Raw genomic sequence first — 15,984 nt, 5'->3', positions numbered from 1 at the left:
CGAAGATCGAAGCGGTGTACTCACCAAAAGCATAGATCAGGTCGATGTCTATTCCATCCGGCCAAAAGACCGGCGCAAGGACACCGCCGCCTACGCTTCTTCTTCCTTCTTCACTTGTCAAAGAGCAAAAAACACACCCCACCAGAGGCGCCCGGCCAGCATCCCGCAAAGGACCCCGCCAGAAGCAGCCACCCCGTGGCCGCCGTCGATGAAGGTGTATTTAGCGAAACCAGATCCAAACGTCAACAACAATTATGAAGTTTTTTGCGGATCAAGCTCCAGTCCCACAGGCATTCAGTATTCCAGGCGCGCTTCATGGCCCGCAGAGATGCTTCTTTCTCTACGTCTACTTTGACTCAGGCGAAATCTTTCACCTGAAAACTTTCATTTGCCGTCAGAGGAACCGGAGAGACTTGCCACTTGTTGGAAGTCACGGCTCTTGGCGTCGATCAGGATCTTCGAGAAGGTCCCGATCAGTCCCGGCACTCGGCGAAATCCTCTTGGGGCTCTGCCGATGCGGTGTCCATGTCATGAAGCCAGCCTGGATCCGAAATCCGGCGGGGCTGCGGATATGTCGATTAGCCAGCACTTTGTCAACACTCTGTCGAGGGGCTTTCGCATTTTCATTTCCCGAACGTAAGGCCATGCTTAACGGCCCGGCTTGATCCACGGCCAAAAGCTCCCGGGTCGAACCTGCGGCGGATTAGTGTCGACATGTCCTCCAGGCTGTTACCGGGGGACGGGTGAGGATCGGCCATCAGGTGGTGGAGCCCCCAGGAAACGCTCCCGCCAATGCGCCGCCGGCCGCGTGGAACAATGCATCGGCCATTGAGGCACCGTCGCCGCCGCATTCGGGCCAACACGGCAGCCGCCGGAAGCAGAGAGATCCCCTGGACCGCCCCGCTTGCGACCAGTGCGCTTCCGGCATGTCCGAGACTTGCCCGGGACATCACAGCCGGCGCCATGATCCCCATGGCTCCACACGTCCAGGCATGGAACCCTGCCGCGGCCGGCGCCTAGCCCGGGCGGCCGGTCCACCAGAAGGAGGCCCCGCGGCTGCTCGCAGGGGCGGATCGGCGCTTGCGACCTTGAGCCTCTTGCCTTGCGACAGAAAGATGGGTGAATATGGAGCCATGCAATTCATTAGTTTCCAAACCGCCTCCACCCGCCCGAGCGGCCTCCTGGGCAGCGCGATCAGGCTCGCGCTCCTGACTGCGGTGGGAATTGCCCTGATTGCGGTGGTCATCGTCGGCTTTCTGGTCGTCCTCCCGCTCATGCTGATCGGCGGGATCGCGTCGTACATCTACCTGAGACGCCGCGTGCGGCAGGCACGGCGGCACGCACCCGAACATGCAACCGGCGATGCGATCGATGCGGAGTACACGGTGATCGACCGTCGGTAAGGATCGACCGTCTCGGAACCGGGCAGAGCTTTTTCGAGTACCCGCATCAATTCCAGACGCATCCGGCTGCTGCGTCCCCGGCTGGGAACATGCGGCAGAGGCTGAACTTCGAATCGGCGGCCCTTCCCCGAAAACGATGCTCGATCCGGCCTTGCAGAGTGAGACGAGAACCCGTGAGCGGCACAAGATCCGCCCCGTCTAGAACCCAGTTCATCAAGGGATTAGATGGAGCGGGCGATGGGAATCGAACCCACGACATTCAGCTTGGGAAGCTGACGTTCTACCTCTGAACTACGCCCGCGCACTACATTGTTTACAATGCGTTCGGGGGAGTTCGTCAAGCCCGAAGAATCCGTTGCCTCCCGGACGAGCCGCCCCCGGGCAGGACACCGCCGGTCCCGGCGACGGGCCAGCCCCCTCTCCGCCCGAGAGCCCGCCCCTTCCGTCTGAACCAGCCAAGAAGCCCGGCATGGCCCTCCAGGGCGTCGCCGAAGCCCTGAACCGCACGCCGCTTCGCTCTTCGAACCGGTTCGAAGAGCAGGCCGCTGCGGCTCCTTGGAGCGCTCCCGCGGGCCTGTCCTACCGGAAATGCTTCGACAGCTTGAGGCCCTGAGCCTGATAATTGGACCCTGCTCCTGTCCCATAGAGCACCTGGGGGCGTTCGGCCATGCGCTCGTAAACGAGACGCCCCACGATCTGCCCATCCTCCAGAATGAAGGGTACGTCGCGGGAGCGGACCTCGAGGACCGCGCGGGCGCCCTCCCCTCCGGCTCCGGCGTGGCCGAAGCCCGGATCAAAGAAGCCGGCGTAATGGACGCGGAATTCGCCCACGAGCGGATCGAACGGCACCATCTCGGCGGCATAATCCGGCGGTACGTGGACGGCCTCCTTCGAAGCCAGGATGTAGAACTGCCCCGGATCGAGGATGAGCGTGCGGGAGGCGTCCGCATAGAGCGGCTCCCAAAAATCCGAGACCAGGCAGGAGCCCGGCCTGTCCACGTCCACGAGGCCCGTGTGGCGCTTGGCGCGATAACCAACGAGCTTGTCCGGACCGAAGCCCGCCAGATCGACACTGACGGCAACGCCGTCCTGAATCGAGGGCTCGGCCGAGGTTACGACCCGCTCACGCTGATGAAGGGTATGGAGCTCCGCATCGCTCAGGCGCACCTCGCCCTTGCGCAGCCGCAGCTGCGACAGCCGGGTGCCGGTCCTCACCAGCACGGGGAAGGTGCGGGGCGATATCTCCGCGAAGAGCGGTCCCGTATAACCTGCGCCGATCGTGTCGAATTCCTGGCTGCGGTCGGTGATGACGCGGGTGAACACGTCGATGCGCCCGGTCGAACTCTTGGGATTTGCTGCGGCCGAAAGGTCACTTGGCAGAGCCAAGCCCTCCTGGAGTTCGGCGATATAGACGCTGCCCGTCTCCAGAATGGCTCCGGCCGAAAGGTCGATCTCATGGAAGCTCAGCTGCTCCAGGCGGTCCCTGACCGTGTGGTTCCGGCCCGGCAGAAAGCTGGCGCGGACCCGATAGGCCCGGCGTCCCAACCTCAGATCGAGGCTTGCAGGCTGCACCTGATCGGAGGCGAACGGCGTCTCCGGTTTGATCGCACCCACTTCCGCAAGGCGGATGATGGCTTCAGCCGATTGAATTCCGTCCTTCAACGCAACCATGACCTTTTCCCAGGGCCTTTTGCCCTCTTTCGAGTGTTCTTAGCGTAGCTGGCGAAGCCATGTAACGGAATTGTCGATCCGTTTCACCATTCTCGTCGGGAAAAGGGCGCGAGGCCAGCCCTGCCAGGCCAAAGGCCCTCACGAAGGTTAATCCGGCCATGGGCAAGGGCCGACGACAGGCCGGGGCCGGCCGCCCCTGCTCCTGGAAGGGCGGTCCGTTCCCGGCCTCGATTGACGGGGCCCGAAGGCCGCCTTACCAGGAAGAGTGATCATTCCACCACTGGCCCGAGGGACCACTCATGTACAAGGCCGTCACCCGCGGCATCAGCGTGACCGTGATACCCCGCTTTCTGCCGGAAGAATCCTCGCCCGACGAGAACCGTTACTTTTTCGCCTATACGGTCGAGATCATCAATCTGGGTCTGGAGCGCGTGCAGCTGCGCGCCCGCTACTGGCGCATCACCGACGAGCACGGCCGCGTCCAGGAGGTGCGCGGTGCAGGCGTGGTCGGCGAGGAGCCCGTGCTCGGCCCTGGCGAGAGCTACAGCTACACGAGCGGATGCCCGCTGACGACGCCGAGCGGCACCATGCAGGGCAGCTATGTTATGGAAACCGCCAGCGGCGAAACCTTCGAAGCCGAGATACCGGCCTTTTCACTCGATATGCCGCGCAACAAGCGCGTACTGCACTGAGGTCTGCATGCCTTCCAATGGTCAGCGGCTGACGCCGCTCGAGATGCTGGCGAAGCTCGTCTCTTTCGACACGGAGAGCACGAAGTCGAACCTCGCTCTCATCGCATTCGTCGAAGCCTATCTCACGAGCTGGAACGTGCCTTACGTGCGCGTACCGAACGAAGCCGGGGACAAGGCGGCGCTCTTTGCCACTATCGGGCCGCAGAACAAGGGCGGCATCGTGCTGTCGGGCCATACGGACGTGGTGCCCGTGGCCGGACAGCCCTGGACGTCGGACCCTTTCGTCCTGCGCGTCGAGAACGGCCGCGCCTATGGACGCGGCGCGGTGGACATGAAGGCCTTCGATGCGCTGGCTCTCGCGCTGGTTCCGGAATTTCTGGCCGCCGACCTCAAGACGCCGATCCACATCATGCTCTCCTACGACGAGGAGACCACGTGCCTGGGCGTCGTCGACACCATCCGCCGTTTCGGACATGACCTGCCGTTGCCGAAAGCCGTGATCGTCGGCGAACCAACGATGCTGGAGGTTGTCGACGCCCACAAGAGCGTCGTGACCTTCACGACGACGGTGCATGGCTTGGAGGCGCACTCGTCCAAGCCCTATCTCGGCGCAAGCGCTGTGATGACGGCTGCGGAAATGATCGCGGAACTCAACCGCATCGCCGACGAGATGATGGAGCGCGGCGACGCGAGCGGACGATTTGACCCGCCCTACACCACGGTCCATGTGGGCGTCGTCTCAGGCGGCACAGCGCGCAACATCATCTCGAAGTCCTGCTCGTTCCATTGGGAGTTCCGGGGTCTGCCCAGCCAGGATCCGAGCGAGATTCCGGAAAGGCTCGACACGTTCGCGCGCGAGGTTGCGCTCAAGCGGCTCAACCGCTTCGGGGAGTTCGGCCGCATCGAGACGAAGCCTCATGCCCATGTTCCCGGTCTTGCGCCGCAATCAGGATCCTTCGCGGAAACCCTGGCTCTGCGCCTCGCGGGCAAGAACCGCACGCAAACGGTCCCGTTCGGAACGGAGGCCGGCCACTATCAGTCCGCCGGGATTCCCACCGTCGTCTGCGGCCCCGGCTCCATCGACCAGGCGCACCAGGCGGACGAGTACATCACGCTCGATCAGTTGGAGGCGGGTGCCGCCTTCATGCGCAGATTGGCGGCAGCCTGCGCAGCTTCTTGAGTTTCACGCCTCTCCGTCATGGCCGCACGTGTTACGGCCATGGCGATGCCGGTTAAGGCGAGTGCAGCTTCTATGCGTCCGTCTTGGCGATCTCCGATTCCACTTCGGCCGGATCGAGATCGTAGAATCGCGAACAGAATTCGCAGGTGATGCCGATGCGTCCGTTGTCGCCGACCATGTCGCGGCGATCTTCCGGGGAGAAGCGGCGCATCATGCCCATGATGCGTTCATGCGAGCAGGTGCATTCCTCGTGCACGTGCTGCCCTTCGAAAACGCGCACACCGCGCTCATGGAAGAGCCGGTAGAGCAGCCGCTCGCTCGACACGCCGGGATCGATGAGTTCGTGATCCTCCACCGTACCAAGAAGCGACTTAGCCTCGAGCCAGGCGTCGTCCTCGGACGGCGCGGCGAGATCGTTGGAGGGGTGCCCCTCCGGAACATCGCCTGGATCGAGATCCGCCCGGCGCAGGCGCTCGGGCGAGGACGGGAGGAACTGGATCATCACGCCGCCCGCACGAAAGGTATGGCGTCCGCCTTCGAACTGCTCGGCGACGGCAAGGCGCACCTGCGTCGGAATCTGCTCCGACTGCCGAAAGTATTGATGCGCGGCTTCCTCGAAGCCCTGGCCCTCGAGCGCGACCACCCCTTGGTAGCGGCTGCGCTCCGTGCCCTGGTCGATCGTCATGGCGAGATAGCCGGAGCCGAGAAGCTCGCCCGTGCTCGATGCGCCGGACCCGAGAGCCTCCAGCTTCCCCTGATCGAACCGAGCCGTGGCGCGAAGCTTGTCCGGCGCATTGAAGTCCACCACCACCATGTCGATAATGCCGTCGGTCTTGGTCTGAAGCTGAAAGCGGCCTTCGAGCTTCAGCGACGCGCCGAGCATGACGGTGAGGGCCGCCGCCTCGCCGATGACGCGAGCGACCAGCGCGGGATAACCGTGACGGGCCAGAATGGTATCGATGGAGGGACCGAGGCGCACCACGCGCCCGCGCACGTCAAGAGGCTCCACCGAAAACGGCAGAACGACGTCGTCATGTCCCTCGAACGAAGTTGAACTCATGCGTTTGCTGCTCCAAGGCACCACGCCAGGATGCCCTTCTGTGCGTGAAGCCGGTTCTCGGCCTCATCGAAGACTACGGATTGCGGGCCGTCCATGACATCGTCCGTCACTTCCTCCCCGCGATGTGCCGGCAGGCAGTGCATGAACACGGCGTTCTTGGCGGCAATCCCCATCAGCCTGCTGTTCACCTGATAGGGCTTCAGCAGGTTGTGGCGGCGGAACTCGTCGTCATCACCCATGGAGACCCAGCAATCGGTGATGACGGCATCGGCCCCCTCTGCCGCCTCGAAGGCGTCGGTCGTCACGCTGATCCGTGCTCCCTCCTGCTTTGCCCAGGACAAAAGCTCCGGGCGCGGAGCAAGTTCCGGCGGCGACGCGATCCGGAGCGTGAAATCCAGCCGCGCAGAGGCGTGGACCCATGAGGCGAGTACATTGTTGGCATCCCCCACCCAGGCGATCGTGCGGCCCTTGATGGGGCCGCTGTGCTCCTCGAAGGTCATGATATCCGCCATGATCTGGCAGGGATGCGTCATCTTGGTCAGGCCGTTGATCACGGGGATCGAGGCGTACTGCGCCAGCTCCGCCACCATGGCGTGATCGAGAGTGCGGATCATGATGGCGTCCACATAGCGCGAAAGGACGCGCGCCGTGTCGGCGATGCTCTCGCCGCGGCCAAGCTGCATCTCCTTGCCTGTGAGCATCAGGGTCTCACCGCCGAGTTCGCGCATGCCGACATCGAAGGACACGCGGGTGCGGGTGGAGGGCTTGTCGAACACCATGGCGAGCGTCTTGCCTTCGAGCGGGCGCTCCTTGGCGCGCTCGCCCCGGCGGCGCCCGGCCTTAATCTCGGCGCCGAGCTTCAGGATGTGGCGGATCTGATCTCCAGAGAAATCGCTGAGATCGAGAAAGTGACGGGGATTCATTGAGCTGCTCCCGGCCGAGCTTGGGTCTTCAGCACGGCTTCCATGGCCGCGCAGGCGGCATCCAGACGATCGAAGGCTTCCGAAATATCCGCATCCGAGATGATGAGCGGCGGCAGAAGCCGGGCTACGTTATCGCCCGCGCCGATCAGAATAATCTTCTGATCGCGAGCGGCTGCGATGAAATCCGTATTGGGCACGACGGTGCGCAGGCCCATCATGAGCCCGAGGCCGCGAACCTCCGCGATGATCGCGGGGTGGCGATCCTTCAGCTCGGCCATGCGCTGCTTCAGCAGCAGCCCTTTGCGCTCGACGTCCTTCAGGAAGCCGGGCGCGAGGATCACGTCGAGCACGGCGTTTCCAACTGCCATGGCGAGCGGATTGCCGCCGAAGGTGGTCCCGTGGGTTCCCACGGTCATGCCCCGCGCCGCCTCGGCGGTCGCCAGGCAGGCTCCCATCGGAAAGCCGCCCCCGATGCCCTTGGCCACTGACATGATGTCGGGCGCCACCCCCGTCCATTCATAGGCGAAGAGCTTGCCCGTGCGGCCGACACCGGTCTGGATCTCGTCGAAGATCAGGAGAAGACCGTGCCGGTCGCAGAGGGCCCGCAGCTCCTTGAAATAAGCGTTGTCCACCAGGCGGATGCCGCCTTCGCCCTGGATCGGCTCGATCATCAGGGCGGCCGTCTCCGGCCCGATGGCGGCCCTCAGCGCCTCGAGATCGTTGAGGGGAACCTGATCGAAACCCTCGACCTTGGGACCGAAGCCTTCGAGATACTTGGCCTGGCCGCCGGCCGCGATGGTGGCGAGGGTCCGGCCATGGAAGGCTCCCCCGAAGGTGATGATCCGGTAGCGCTCGGGATGACCGCCGGCATGATGGTACTTGCGGGCCATCTTCACGGCCGCCTCGTTCGCCTCGGCGCCTGAATTGGAGAAGAAGACCACGTCGGCGAAGGTGTTCTCCACCAGCCGCCCAGCCAGGCGCTCGCCTTCCGGGATCTGGAACAGGTTCGAGGTGTGCCAGAGCTTGGAGGCCTGCCGGGTCAGCGCCTCGACAAGATGCGGATGAGCATGGCCGAGGGCATTGACCGCGATGCCAGCCCCGAAATCGAGATATCGCTGCCCGTCCCGACCGTAGAGCCAGGGGCCCTCCCCCTTCTCGAAGGACAGTTCGGCGCGCGCATAGGTCGGCAGCAATGGCGATGTCACGGGTTGTCTCCGCCTCTGATGGAGACCCAAGGTCGCACCTGGATGTCGGCCCTGGGCCTTTAAAAAGAAAGCGCCGCCCAGGCGGGGCGGCACGGCGGGAATTCTACCGAGGAGCGGCACCCTGTCAATTCAAGAGAAATGAAGTGACTGATCACAGGTCAGTTTTCCGCCGGGGCACGGGACCTGAAGGGTGAAATCCGGCTCCGGAGCCAAAGGGATGCCCGATTTTCGGATCCAGCACCCCTGACCGCCCTCGAAGGGCGCGCCGGCGCAACACCCGGCCCGATTCCGGACACCACGCGCCAGGAGAGTTCCTTGGGGAAAACGACAGGGGGTGACCGGGGACTCTTGCGCCCGAGTCCACCCATCCTGTAACTTCCAGTCAGTCGAGTACAGCATTCGTGCGGCGGCTTTCACCCTCAGGAGCGACCCTCTCAACGCGGTCGGACATCGAGTTTCTGTCCGCGTGTGGAGAGGATTCCGGGCTCAAAGAGGCCGCCACGATGGAGGCAGGTTTTAAAAATGACAGATGCGGGCGCAAGTTGGACGGATGAGCGGGTAGAGCTTCTCAAGAAGCTCTGGGCCGATGGCTTGAGCGCGAGCCAGATCGCCGCCGAGCTCGGCAACGTGACCCGCAATGCGGTGATCGGCAAGGTTCACCGCCTCGGCCTTTCCGGCAGGGCCAAGGATGCGAAGGCCACCTCGGCCGCGCCCCGCGCCCGCAAGGCCACCCGCGCGCCCAGCGCCCCGGCACCGATCGCGCCTCAACCCCATAGCAACGTGGTTTTGGCCCCCATCCCGCTCCAGCCCGTGCGGGAGGCGTCAGAGGTAAGCGCCGATGACGACGATGTGGCGATCCCGATGTCGGAGCGGGTCACCATCATGGATCTGCGCGAGTCCATGTGCCGCTGGCCCATGGGCGACCCGACGAAGCCGGAATTCCGTTTCTGCGGCGCCCGCTCCATCACAGGCCTGCCCTACTGCACCCATCATGCCCGCATCGCCTATCAGCCGGTGGCCGACCGCAAGCGCGAGCGCAAGCTGGCCCGCGCCTGAGGGGCGAACTCGGATCTTCATGAAAAGGGCCGCGCCGAGGTGATCGGCGCGGCCCTTTTCTTGACAGCGAGGGTTCAGCGCCCGGCGCTCGCCGTCGCCTCGGCGCGGGCGAAGGTTTCATCGAAGGAATAGCCCGCCCCGCGCACGGTACGGATCGGGTCGGGCAACTGGGGAAGATTGATGGCCTTGCGCAGACGGCCCACATGAACGTCCACCGTGCGTTCGTCGATGTACACGTCGTGACCCCAGACTGCGTTGAGCAGATGTTCGCGGGAGAAGACGCGGCCCGGGCTCTGCATGAGGAACTCGAGCAGACGGAATTCCGTGGGCCCGAGGTGCAGTTCGGTGCCGGCGCGGCGCACCCGATGGGTCTCGCGGTCGAGTTCCATGTCGCCGGCCCTGAGCAGGGTCGCCACATGCCCGGGCTTCGTGCGGCGCAGAAGCGCCCTTACCCGGGCGAGGAGTTCAGGGACCGAAAAGGGCTTCACGATGTAATCGTCTGCCCCCGTGGACAGGCCGCGGATGCGGTCGCCCTCCTCGCCTCGCGCGGTCAGCATGATCACCGGCAGGCGCTCCGTTTCCGGACGAACGCGGATGCGGCGGCAGAGTTCGATGCCGGAGAGTCCCGGCAGCATCCAATCGAGCAACACTATGTCAGGCAGTTGCTCCCGCAGGCGGATCTCGGCTTCGTCTCCCCGGGATACGCTGTCCACCTCGTAGCCTTCGGCCTCGAGATTGTAGCGCAGGAGCAGCGTCAACGGCTCCTCGTCCTCCACGATCAGAATGCGCGGCCCCATCGTCAGGCTCCCGCCTCGCTGCCCGCATCGATGGAACGATCGTTCTTGGGCCGGTCGATGGCCAGCGTTTCGCCCGTCACCAGATAGTGCACAGTCTCGGCGATATTGGTCGTGTGGTCGCCGATCCGCTCGATGTTCTTGGCACAGAACAGGAGATGCGTGCAGAACGAGATGTTGCGCGGGTCCTCCATCATGTAGGTCAGAAGTTCGCGGAAGAGCGAGGTGTAGAGCGCATCGATGGCACCATCGCGCTTCCAGACGTCGAGCGCGCGCGCCGTGTCCTGCTGAGCATAGGCATCGAGCACGTCCTTGAGCTGTCCGAGCACCAGATCGCTCATGTGCTGAAGGCCGAGAACGATCTTCTGCGGCTGAAAATCGCTGCCGATGGCAAGGGCGCGCTTGGCGATGTTCTTGGCGAGATCCCCAATGCGCTCCACGTCGCCGGAGACACGGATGGCCGAGATGGTTTCGCGCAGGTCCACCGCCAGCGGCTGGCGGCGAGCGATGGTGAGAATGGCGTTCTCTTCGATCTCGCGCTGCAGCAGATCGAGACGCTTGTCCGAGGAGATGACGGTTTGCGCCAGGGCCGTATCGTGCCGCACGAGGGCGCTGATCGCATCGACGAGCATCTTCTCGGCGATGCCGCCCATCTCGGAGATGCGTCGCCGGAGAGCCTGCAGGTCATTGTCGTAGGAGCTGACGATATGCTCCGCCATGGAAAGCCTCCTTGAAGCGCTTCGATCAGCCGAAGCGGCCCGTGATGTAGTCCTGTGTCTGTTTCTTGGACGGGTTCATGAACATCCTGGTCGTCGGTCCGAACTCCACGAGTTCGCCCAGGTACATGAAGGCGGTGAACTGCGAGATGCGCGCCGCCTGCTGCATGTTGTGGGTGACGATCACGATGGTGAATTCGGACCGGAGCTGCTCGATCAGCTCCTCGATCTTGCCCGTAGAGATCGGATCGAGAGCGGAGGTCGGCTCGTCGAGCAGGATCACCTCCGGACGCTGGGCGATGGTGCGCGCGATGCACAGACGCTGCTGCTGACCGCCGGAGAGCCCCATGCCGGACTGGCGCAGCTTGTCCTTCACCTCGTCCCAGAGGGCGGCCTTGCGCAGGGCCTCCTCCACGCGGCCGTCGAGCTCGCTTTTCGCAAGCCTTTCGTAAAGACGGATCCCGAAGGCGATGTTGTCGTAGATCGACATGGGAAACGGAGTCGGCTTCTGGAACACCATGCCAACCCGCGCCCGCAACTCGTTCACGTCGATGGAGGGAGACAGGATGTTCTGGCTATCGAGAAGAATTTGGCCTTCCGCGCGCTGCTCGGGATAGAGACTGTAGATGCGGTTGAACGTGCGCAGCAAAGTCGACTTGCCGCAGCCGGAAGGGCCGATGAGCGCGGTCACCTGCCGGTCGTAGAAATCAAGAGAGATGTTCTTCAAGCTGCGGAAATCGCCATAGTAGAACTCGAGATTCTTCACGGCGATGCGAACCGGCACATCCGCATCGGCAGCGGCCGCATTCCCGATGGCGCTGCTCGTGTCGACGGCAATCGTGCTCATCGGACTTGATCCTTCTTCAAGAGCAGGCGCGCTACGATGGAGAGCGCCAGGATGGACAGGGTGATGATGAGCGCGCCAGCCCAGGCGAGTTCACGCCAGTTCTGATAAGGCGCCAGCGCAAACTGATAGATCGTAACCGGAAGGTTGGAGACACCGCCCATCAGGTTCGGGCTGAACCAGAAACTGTTGTTGAGCGCAGTGAACAGCAGAGGGGCGGTCTCGCCGGCGATGCGGGCGGTGGCCAGGATCACGCCCGTGACCATGCCGGCCCGGGCGGCCTTCCAGCTGATCTTGACGATCACCGTCGACATGGGCGCGCCAAGGGCCGCACCAGCCTCGCGGAGCGACCCGGGAACGAGGCGCAGCATGTCCTCCGTCGAACGCACGATGACGGGAACGGCGATGATCGCGAGCGCCACGCCTCCGGCCCAGCCGGAGTAGCCGCCCATGGGCTCCACCATCAGCATGTAGACGAAGAGGCCGATCAGGATGCTGGGAGCTGCGAGCAGGATGTCGTTGACGAAGCGGATCACGGCCGCGAGCTTCGAGCCTTTGCCGTATTCGGCCAGATAGGTTCCCGCGAGAACGCCGATGGGGGTCGCAACCAGGATCCCGAGAACGGTGAGGATGAGGCTGCCGACGATGGCATTGGCAATGCCGCCGCCCTCCGTGCCTGGACCGGGGGTCGTTTCCGTGAAGACCGCAGGCGAAAGACCGCCGATGCCTTCGACCAGCAGCATCAGCAGAATCCATCCCAGGGCGAAGGCCCCGAGAGCCGTAAAGAGCGTGCAGATGATCTTCAAAGCGCGGTCGGCGACGTAGCGGCTGCGACGCACGCGCCCCCAGGACGGTGGCGTGGCAGCGCCGGAATGGTTGTAGGCAGCAACGGTATCCATCATAGGCCTCTTCAATGCGTCTTGACGCGCGCGATCAGGAGACGCGCAAGAGCCAGAACGATGAACGTGACGACGAACAGAATGCAGCCCAGAGCAAGCAGAGCATTCATCTGCATACCGGACGCCTCGTTGAACTCGTTGGCGATGCGGGATGCGATGGTCGAGCTCGGGTCGAAGAGCGAGAGCGACAGGCGGTTGGCGTTTCCGATCACGAAGGTCACCGCCATGGTTTCGCCCAGCGCACGGCCGAGACCGAGCATGACGGCCCCAATGATGCTGACGCCCGCCTGCGGGAGCAGAACGTGGCGCACCACCTCCCATGTCGTGCAGCCGATGCCGTAGGCGCTCTCGCGCAGCACCGTCGGTATCTGATCGAGGATGTCGCGCGTGATCGAAGCAATGAAGGGAATGATCATGATCGCGAGGATGATCCCCGCCGTCATCATGCCGACACCAGACGGCACGCGGGCATAGAGGACGGTACCCAGGATCGGCATGCCCTCGACAATGGAGGTCAGCGGCATCTGCACGTATTTGGCGAAAAGCGGAGCGAAGACGAAAAGGCCCCACATGCCGTAGATGATGCTGGGCACTGCGGCCAGGAGCTCGATGACCGTCGAGACCGGGCGGCGCAGCCAAGGCGGGCACAACTGCGTCAGGAAGATCGCGATGCCGAGGGAGATGGGAACGCCGATCACGAGAGCGATGAGAGCCGATGTAAGAGTGCCGGCGATGGCAACCCATGCCCCGTATTGATCCTTGCCGACGTTCCACGCGCTCGAGGTGATGAAACCGAACCCGAACTCCCGGAAGGCGGGCCATCCCCCATACATCATCGTGCCGATGATGCCGGCAAGGACGGAGAGAACGATCAGGGCGGAACCGTAGCTGGCCCAGCGGAAGCCCTGATCGAAAGCGGGAGAGGTGCGGCGGCGGACAGCGGGCATGCTCGATAGATTGACCTTATCAGACACGACAGCCATCCGCCTCGCTCCTCTCGTCAGGCTCCATAGAGCCGTCAGTCTTACTTCTTGTAGACCGGCTGGCCCGAGGCGCTCTTGATCTCGTTCGCCCAAGTCGTGCGGATCTGCTCGACGACATTGTCGGGAAGCGGCACGTAATCAAGGTCTGCGGCGAGCTTGTCACCGTTCTTGTAGGCCCAATCGAAGAACTTCAGCACCTCGGCGGTCTGCTCCGGCTTCTCCGCGGTCTTGTGGACCAGGATGAAGGTGGGGTTCGTGATCGGCCAGGCGTCGTCGCCGGGCTGGTTGGTCAGCGAGATGCCGTAACCGGGAGCCGACGACCAGTTGGCGCTGGCGGCAGCCGCCTGGAACGACTTGATCTCAGGCTGCGGATACTTGCCGGCCTGGTTCTGGAGCAGAGTGTAGGGAATATTGTTCTGCTTGGCGTAGGCATATTCCACATAGCCGATGGAATTCGGAACCTGCTTCACGGTGGCAGCGACGCCCTCGTTGCCCTTGCCGCCCTGACCCACCGGCCAGCTGATCGTGGTGTTGGCGCCGAGCTCGCTGTCCCACTCCTTTGAAACCTGAGACAGGTAGGTGGTGAACACGCTGGTCGTGCCCGAGGAGTCGGAGCGATAGACCGGCGTGATATTGGCATTGGGAAGGGTGACCCCGGCATTCAGCTCGGCGATCTTGGGATCGTTCCACTTGGCGATCTTGCCCTGGAAGATGTCGGCCAGAACCTGGCCCGTCAGCTTGATCTGGCCAGGCTGAATGCCCTGGATGTTCACGACAGGAACGACGGCACCCATCACGGTCGGGAATTGAACGAGACCGTTCTTTTCGAGATCCGCACCCTTCAGCGGCGCGTCAGTCGCGCCGAAATCGACGGTCTTGGCCTGGATCTGCTTGATCCCGCCTCCGGAGCCGATCGACTGATAGTTCATGCCGTTGCCGGTCTCCTTCTTGTAGGCCTCGGCCCACTTCGAATAGACCGGGAAGGGGAAAGTCGCGCCTGCGCCCGTGATGTCGGCAGCGGACGCCGTGGTCGTAAGGCTCGCGACGGCAAGGCCGGCCGCAATGGCGAAGGACATGATCTTCACGGTAAATCTCCCTGTTCATACAAGCGCGGCAAGCAGCTCAAAGCCTCGTCCGGGCCGCGCAGATGGACAGCTAGGCCCGGCGCGTGTCGGCTCTACGACAGTTGGATGACAATTAAATGACACCCCAAAAGGATCCAGCGGCAAAGGCTTGGAAGCCGACCTTATCCGCCTGGCGGGGCCTCCGGGAGCGTAACGGTGAAACGCGCGCCCTTCCCTGGTTCGCTGGAGATGTCGAGGCGGCCGCGGTGGCGATTGACGATATGCTTGACGATGGCCAATCCTAATCCCGTGCCGCCCTTGTCCCGGCTCTGGGCCCCGTCGACCCGGTAGAAGCGCTCCGTCAGACGCGGAAGGTGCTCCGGCCCAATGCCGGGACCGTAATCCTGAACGGACAGGACCGCGCAGCGGCCCTGGAGGCCATGACCGGCCCCCGCGCTCTCGATGGAAATGTCGACGGCGCCGCCGCTCTCGCCGTACTTCACGGCGTTCTCGATCAGGTTCTCGATCACGCGCAGGAGTTCGTCCCTGTCGCCGAGCACGTGAACGGGCTGCGACGGAAGCGCGACCCGGATCGCCACTCCCTTGTCCTTTGCAGCCGGAGAGGACGCTTCGACCATGGGGGTGACGAGGGATCCGAGATCGACGATCTGCGTCGGCGACACATGCTCGCGCATCTCGATGCGCGAGAGGGACAGAAGATCGTCGATCAGGCGCCTCATGCGCTGGGCCTGGACGCGCATGATCTCGAGGAATCGCTCCCGCGCCTTGGGATCGCCCTTGGCCGGCCCCTGCAGGGTCTCGATGAAGCCCAGGAGAGACGCGAGAGGAGTGCGAAGCTCGTGGCTCGCATTCGCCACGAAATCCGCCCGCATCGCCTCCAGTCGCCGCGCCGACGTGAGATCGCGAAAGAACAGCACCACACCGGGCTGCACTGCCGCATTCGGGGCTTCGGCCTGCAGGTGGCCGATATGGACCTCGAAAGTCCGTTCCGTGGGCACACGCTCGGAATACTCGACCCGCAACGGCCCGCCTGCTTCGATCACCTCCTGAATCCCGTCGAGCACATCGGGACTGCGGAGAAAGAACGAAAGGGGATGACCGATCTTCAAGCCCGGCAGCAGAAGATGGGCCGCCTTGTTAGCCTCGATCACGACCGCGCGCCGGTCGACCAGGATCACCGGATCTGGAATATGCGCGAGCACGGCCTCGGCGATGGCGCTCCTCGCGGATGCCTTGGGGCGCGCCTGCAGGGTGTGCCCCGATCGCCTGCGCCGCAGGCCGCCGATCCCGGCGCTCAACGCGATGGCGACAAGAGCTCCGGCGACGAACCAACCGTCGCCGTAACCACGCCAAAGGGCGACGGCACTCAGAAGCAGGCTTGCCAGAGCCGCTCCGCGAAAAGCCGCAACGCGCAGAGAAACGGCGTTTGAGAAGCCGCCTTCCTGCCTAATCTCGCTGGGATCGTTCATGTTG

The 15,984-nt window shown here is 63.7% G+C and carries 16 protein-coding genes, 1 tRNA gene and 1 pseudogene; 5 read left to right on the top strand and 13 right to left on the bottom strand.

Going from position 1 to position 15,984, the window contains the following annotated elements; translation table 11 throughout:
• A partial coding sequence (locus GR328_RS26935) for a hypothetical protein (RefSeq protein ID WP_205790197.1) occupies window positions 1-355 on the top strand: 355 nt, incomplete at its 5' end.
• 268 nt (window positions 356-623) lie between these two features.
• Here GR328_RS26935 and GR328_RS21615 read toward each other — a convergent pair.
• A pseudogene (locus GR328_RS21615) lies at window positions 624-1,001 on the bottom strand (NnrS family protein); the annotation flags it as partial.
• 132 nt (window positions 1,002-1,133) lie between these two features.
• On the opposite strand from GR328_RS21615, the gene GR328_RS21610 reads away from it, so the two are divergent.
• Window positions 1,134-1,403 (top strand): hypothetical protein, encoded by a 270-nt coding sequence (locus GR328_RS21610; protein WP_160887552.1) that lies wholly within the window; start codon window positions 1,134-1,136, stop codon window positions 1,401-1,403.
• 226 nt (window positions 1,404-1,629) lie between these two features.
• On the opposite strand, the gene GR328_RS21605 is transcribed toward GR328_RS21610, so the two are convergent.
• Window positions 1,630-1,704: transfer RNA gene (locus GR328_RS21605), tRNA-Gly, on the bottom strand.
• Window positions 1,705-1,982: 278 nt separating this feature from the next.
• Window positions 1,983-3,074 carry a 2'-deoxycytidine 5'-triphosphate deaminase gene (locus tag GR328_RS21600; protein ID WP_160887550.1) on the bottom strand — a complete coding sequence of 364 codons (1,092 nt, stop codon included), beginning with the start codon at window positions 3,072-3,074 and terminating at the stop codon, window positions 1,983-1,985.
• Window positions 3,075-3,373: 299 nt separating this feature from the next.
• On the opposite strand from GR328_RS21600, the gene apaG reads away from it, so the two are divergent.
• Together apaG and argE are read left to right on the top strand one after the other, a co-directional pair.
• A complete protein-coding gene (gene apaG, locus GR328_RS21595) occupies window positions 3,374-3,766 on the top strand; it encodes a Co2+/Mg2+ efflux protein ApaG (protein ID WP_160887548.1) in 393 nt (130 codons plus the stop codon).
• A gap of 7 nt (window positions 3,767-3,773) precedes the next feature.
• Window positions 3,774-4,946, top strand: coding sequence for an acetylornithine deacetylase (argE, locus tag GR328_RS21590; RefSeq protein WP_160887546.1), 1,173 nt, complete (start codon window positions 3,774-3,776; stop codon window positions 4,944-4,946).
• A gap of 70 nt (window positions 4,947-5,016) precedes the next feature.
• Here the strand turns inward: argE and GR328_RS21585 are convergent, their stop codons facing one another.
• The 3 genes from GR328_RS21585 to GR328_RS21575 are packed head-to-tail and all read right to left on the bottom strand — an operon-like array spanning window position 5,017 to window position 8,134.
• Complete coding sequence (locus tag GR328_RS21585; RefSeq protein ID WP_160887544.1) at window positions 5,017-6,006, bottom strand: Hsp33 family molecular chaperone; 990 nt, start codon at window positions 6,004-6,006, stop codon at window positions 5,017-5,019.
• On the bottom strand, window positions 6,003-6,929 hold the full coding sequence (gene argF, locus GR328_RS21580; protein ID WP_160887542.1) for an ornithine carbamoyltransferase: 927 nt from the start codon (window positions 6,927-6,929) through the stop codon (window positions 6,003-6,005). The genes GR328_RS21585 and argF overlap by 4 nt, the downstream gene beginning before the upstream one ends.
• Window positions 6,926-8,134, bottom strand: a complete 1,209-nt coding sequence (locus GR328_RS21575) for an acetylornithine transaminase (protein ID WP_160887540.1) — start codon at window positions 8,132-8,134, stop codon at window positions 6,926-6,928. Before GR328_RS21575 ends, argF begins: the two co-directional genes overlap by 4 nt.
• A gap of 522 nt (window positions 8,135-8,656) precedes the next feature.
• Here GR328_RS21575 and GR328_RS21570 point away from each other — a divergent pair.
• A complete protein-coding gene (locus GR328_RS21570) occupies window positions 8,657-9,190 on the top strand; it encodes a GcrA family cell cycle regulator (RefSeq protein WP_160887538.1) in 534 nt (177 codons plus the stop codon).
• A gap of 74 nt (window positions 9,191-9,264) precedes the next feature.
• Here the strand turns inward: GR328_RS21570 and phoB are convergent, their stop codons facing one another.
• The 7 genes from phoB to GR328_RS21535 all read right to left on the bottom strand — a co-directional run bounded on the left by phoB (window position 9,265) and on the right by GR328_RS21535 (window position 15,980).
• Window positions 9,265-9,987, bottom strand: a complete 723-nt coding sequence (gene phoB, locus GR328_RS21565; RefSeq protein ID WP_160887536.1) for a phosphate regulon transcriptional regulator PhoB — start codon at window positions 9,985-9,987, stop codon at window positions 9,265-9,267.
• A gap of 2 nt (window positions 9,988-9,989) precedes the next feature.
• Window positions 9,990-10,703: a phosphate signaling complex protein PhoU gene (phoU, locus tag GR328_RS21560; RefSeq protein WP_160887534.1), complete on the bottom strand. Its 714-nt coding sequence runs from the start codon at window positions 10,701-10,703 to the stop codon at window positions 9,990-9,992.
• Window positions 10,704-10,728: 25 nt separating this feature from the next.
• Complete coding sequence (gene pstB / locus GR328_RS21555) at window positions 10,729-11,547, bottom strand: phosphate ABC transporter ATP-binding protein PstB (protein ID WP_160887532.1); 819 nt, start codon at window positions 11,545-11,547, stop codon at window positions 10,729-10,731.
• On the bottom strand, window positions 11,544-12,443 hold the full coding sequence (gene pstA, locus GR328_RS21550) for a phosphate ABC transporter permease PstA (RefSeq protein WP_160887530.1): 900 nt from the start codon (window positions 12,441-12,443) through the stop codon (window positions 11,544-11,546). The genes pstB and pstA overlap by 4 nt, the downstream gene beginning before the upstream one ends.
• A gap of 11 nt (window positions 12,444-12,454) precedes the next feature.
• Window positions 12,455-13,390, bottom strand: a complete 936-nt coding sequence (gene pstC, locus GR328_RS21545; RefSeq protein ID WP_425487064.1) for a phosphate ABC transporter permease subunit PstC — start codon at window positions 13,388-13,390, stop codon at window positions 12,455-12,457.
• 77 nt (window positions 13,391-13,467) lie between these two features.
• Window positions 13,468-14,502 (bottom strand): phosphate ABC transporter substrate-binding protein PstS, encoded by a 1,035-nt coding sequence (gene pstS / locus GR328_RS21540; protein ID WP_205790201.1) that lies wholly within the window; start codon window positions 14,500-14,502, stop codon window positions 13,468-13,470.
• 170 nt (window positions 14,503-14,672) lie between these two features.
• A complete protein-coding gene (locus GR328_RS21535) occupies window positions 14,673-15,980 on the bottom strand; it encodes an ATP-binding protein (RefSeq protein WP_160887524.1) in 1,308 nt (435 codons plus the stop codon).
• Window positions 15,981-15,984: the final 4 nt, after the last annotated feature.

It is taken from the genome of Microvirga makkahensis, from assembly GCF_009830105.1.
Lineage (GTDB): Bacteria > Pseudomonadota > Alphaproteobacteria > Rhizobiales > Beijerinckiaceae > Microvirga > Microvirga makkahensis.
The sequence above is the reverse complement of the archived record's forward strand: the minus strand, read 5'-3'. Positions and strand labels throughout refer to the sequence as shown.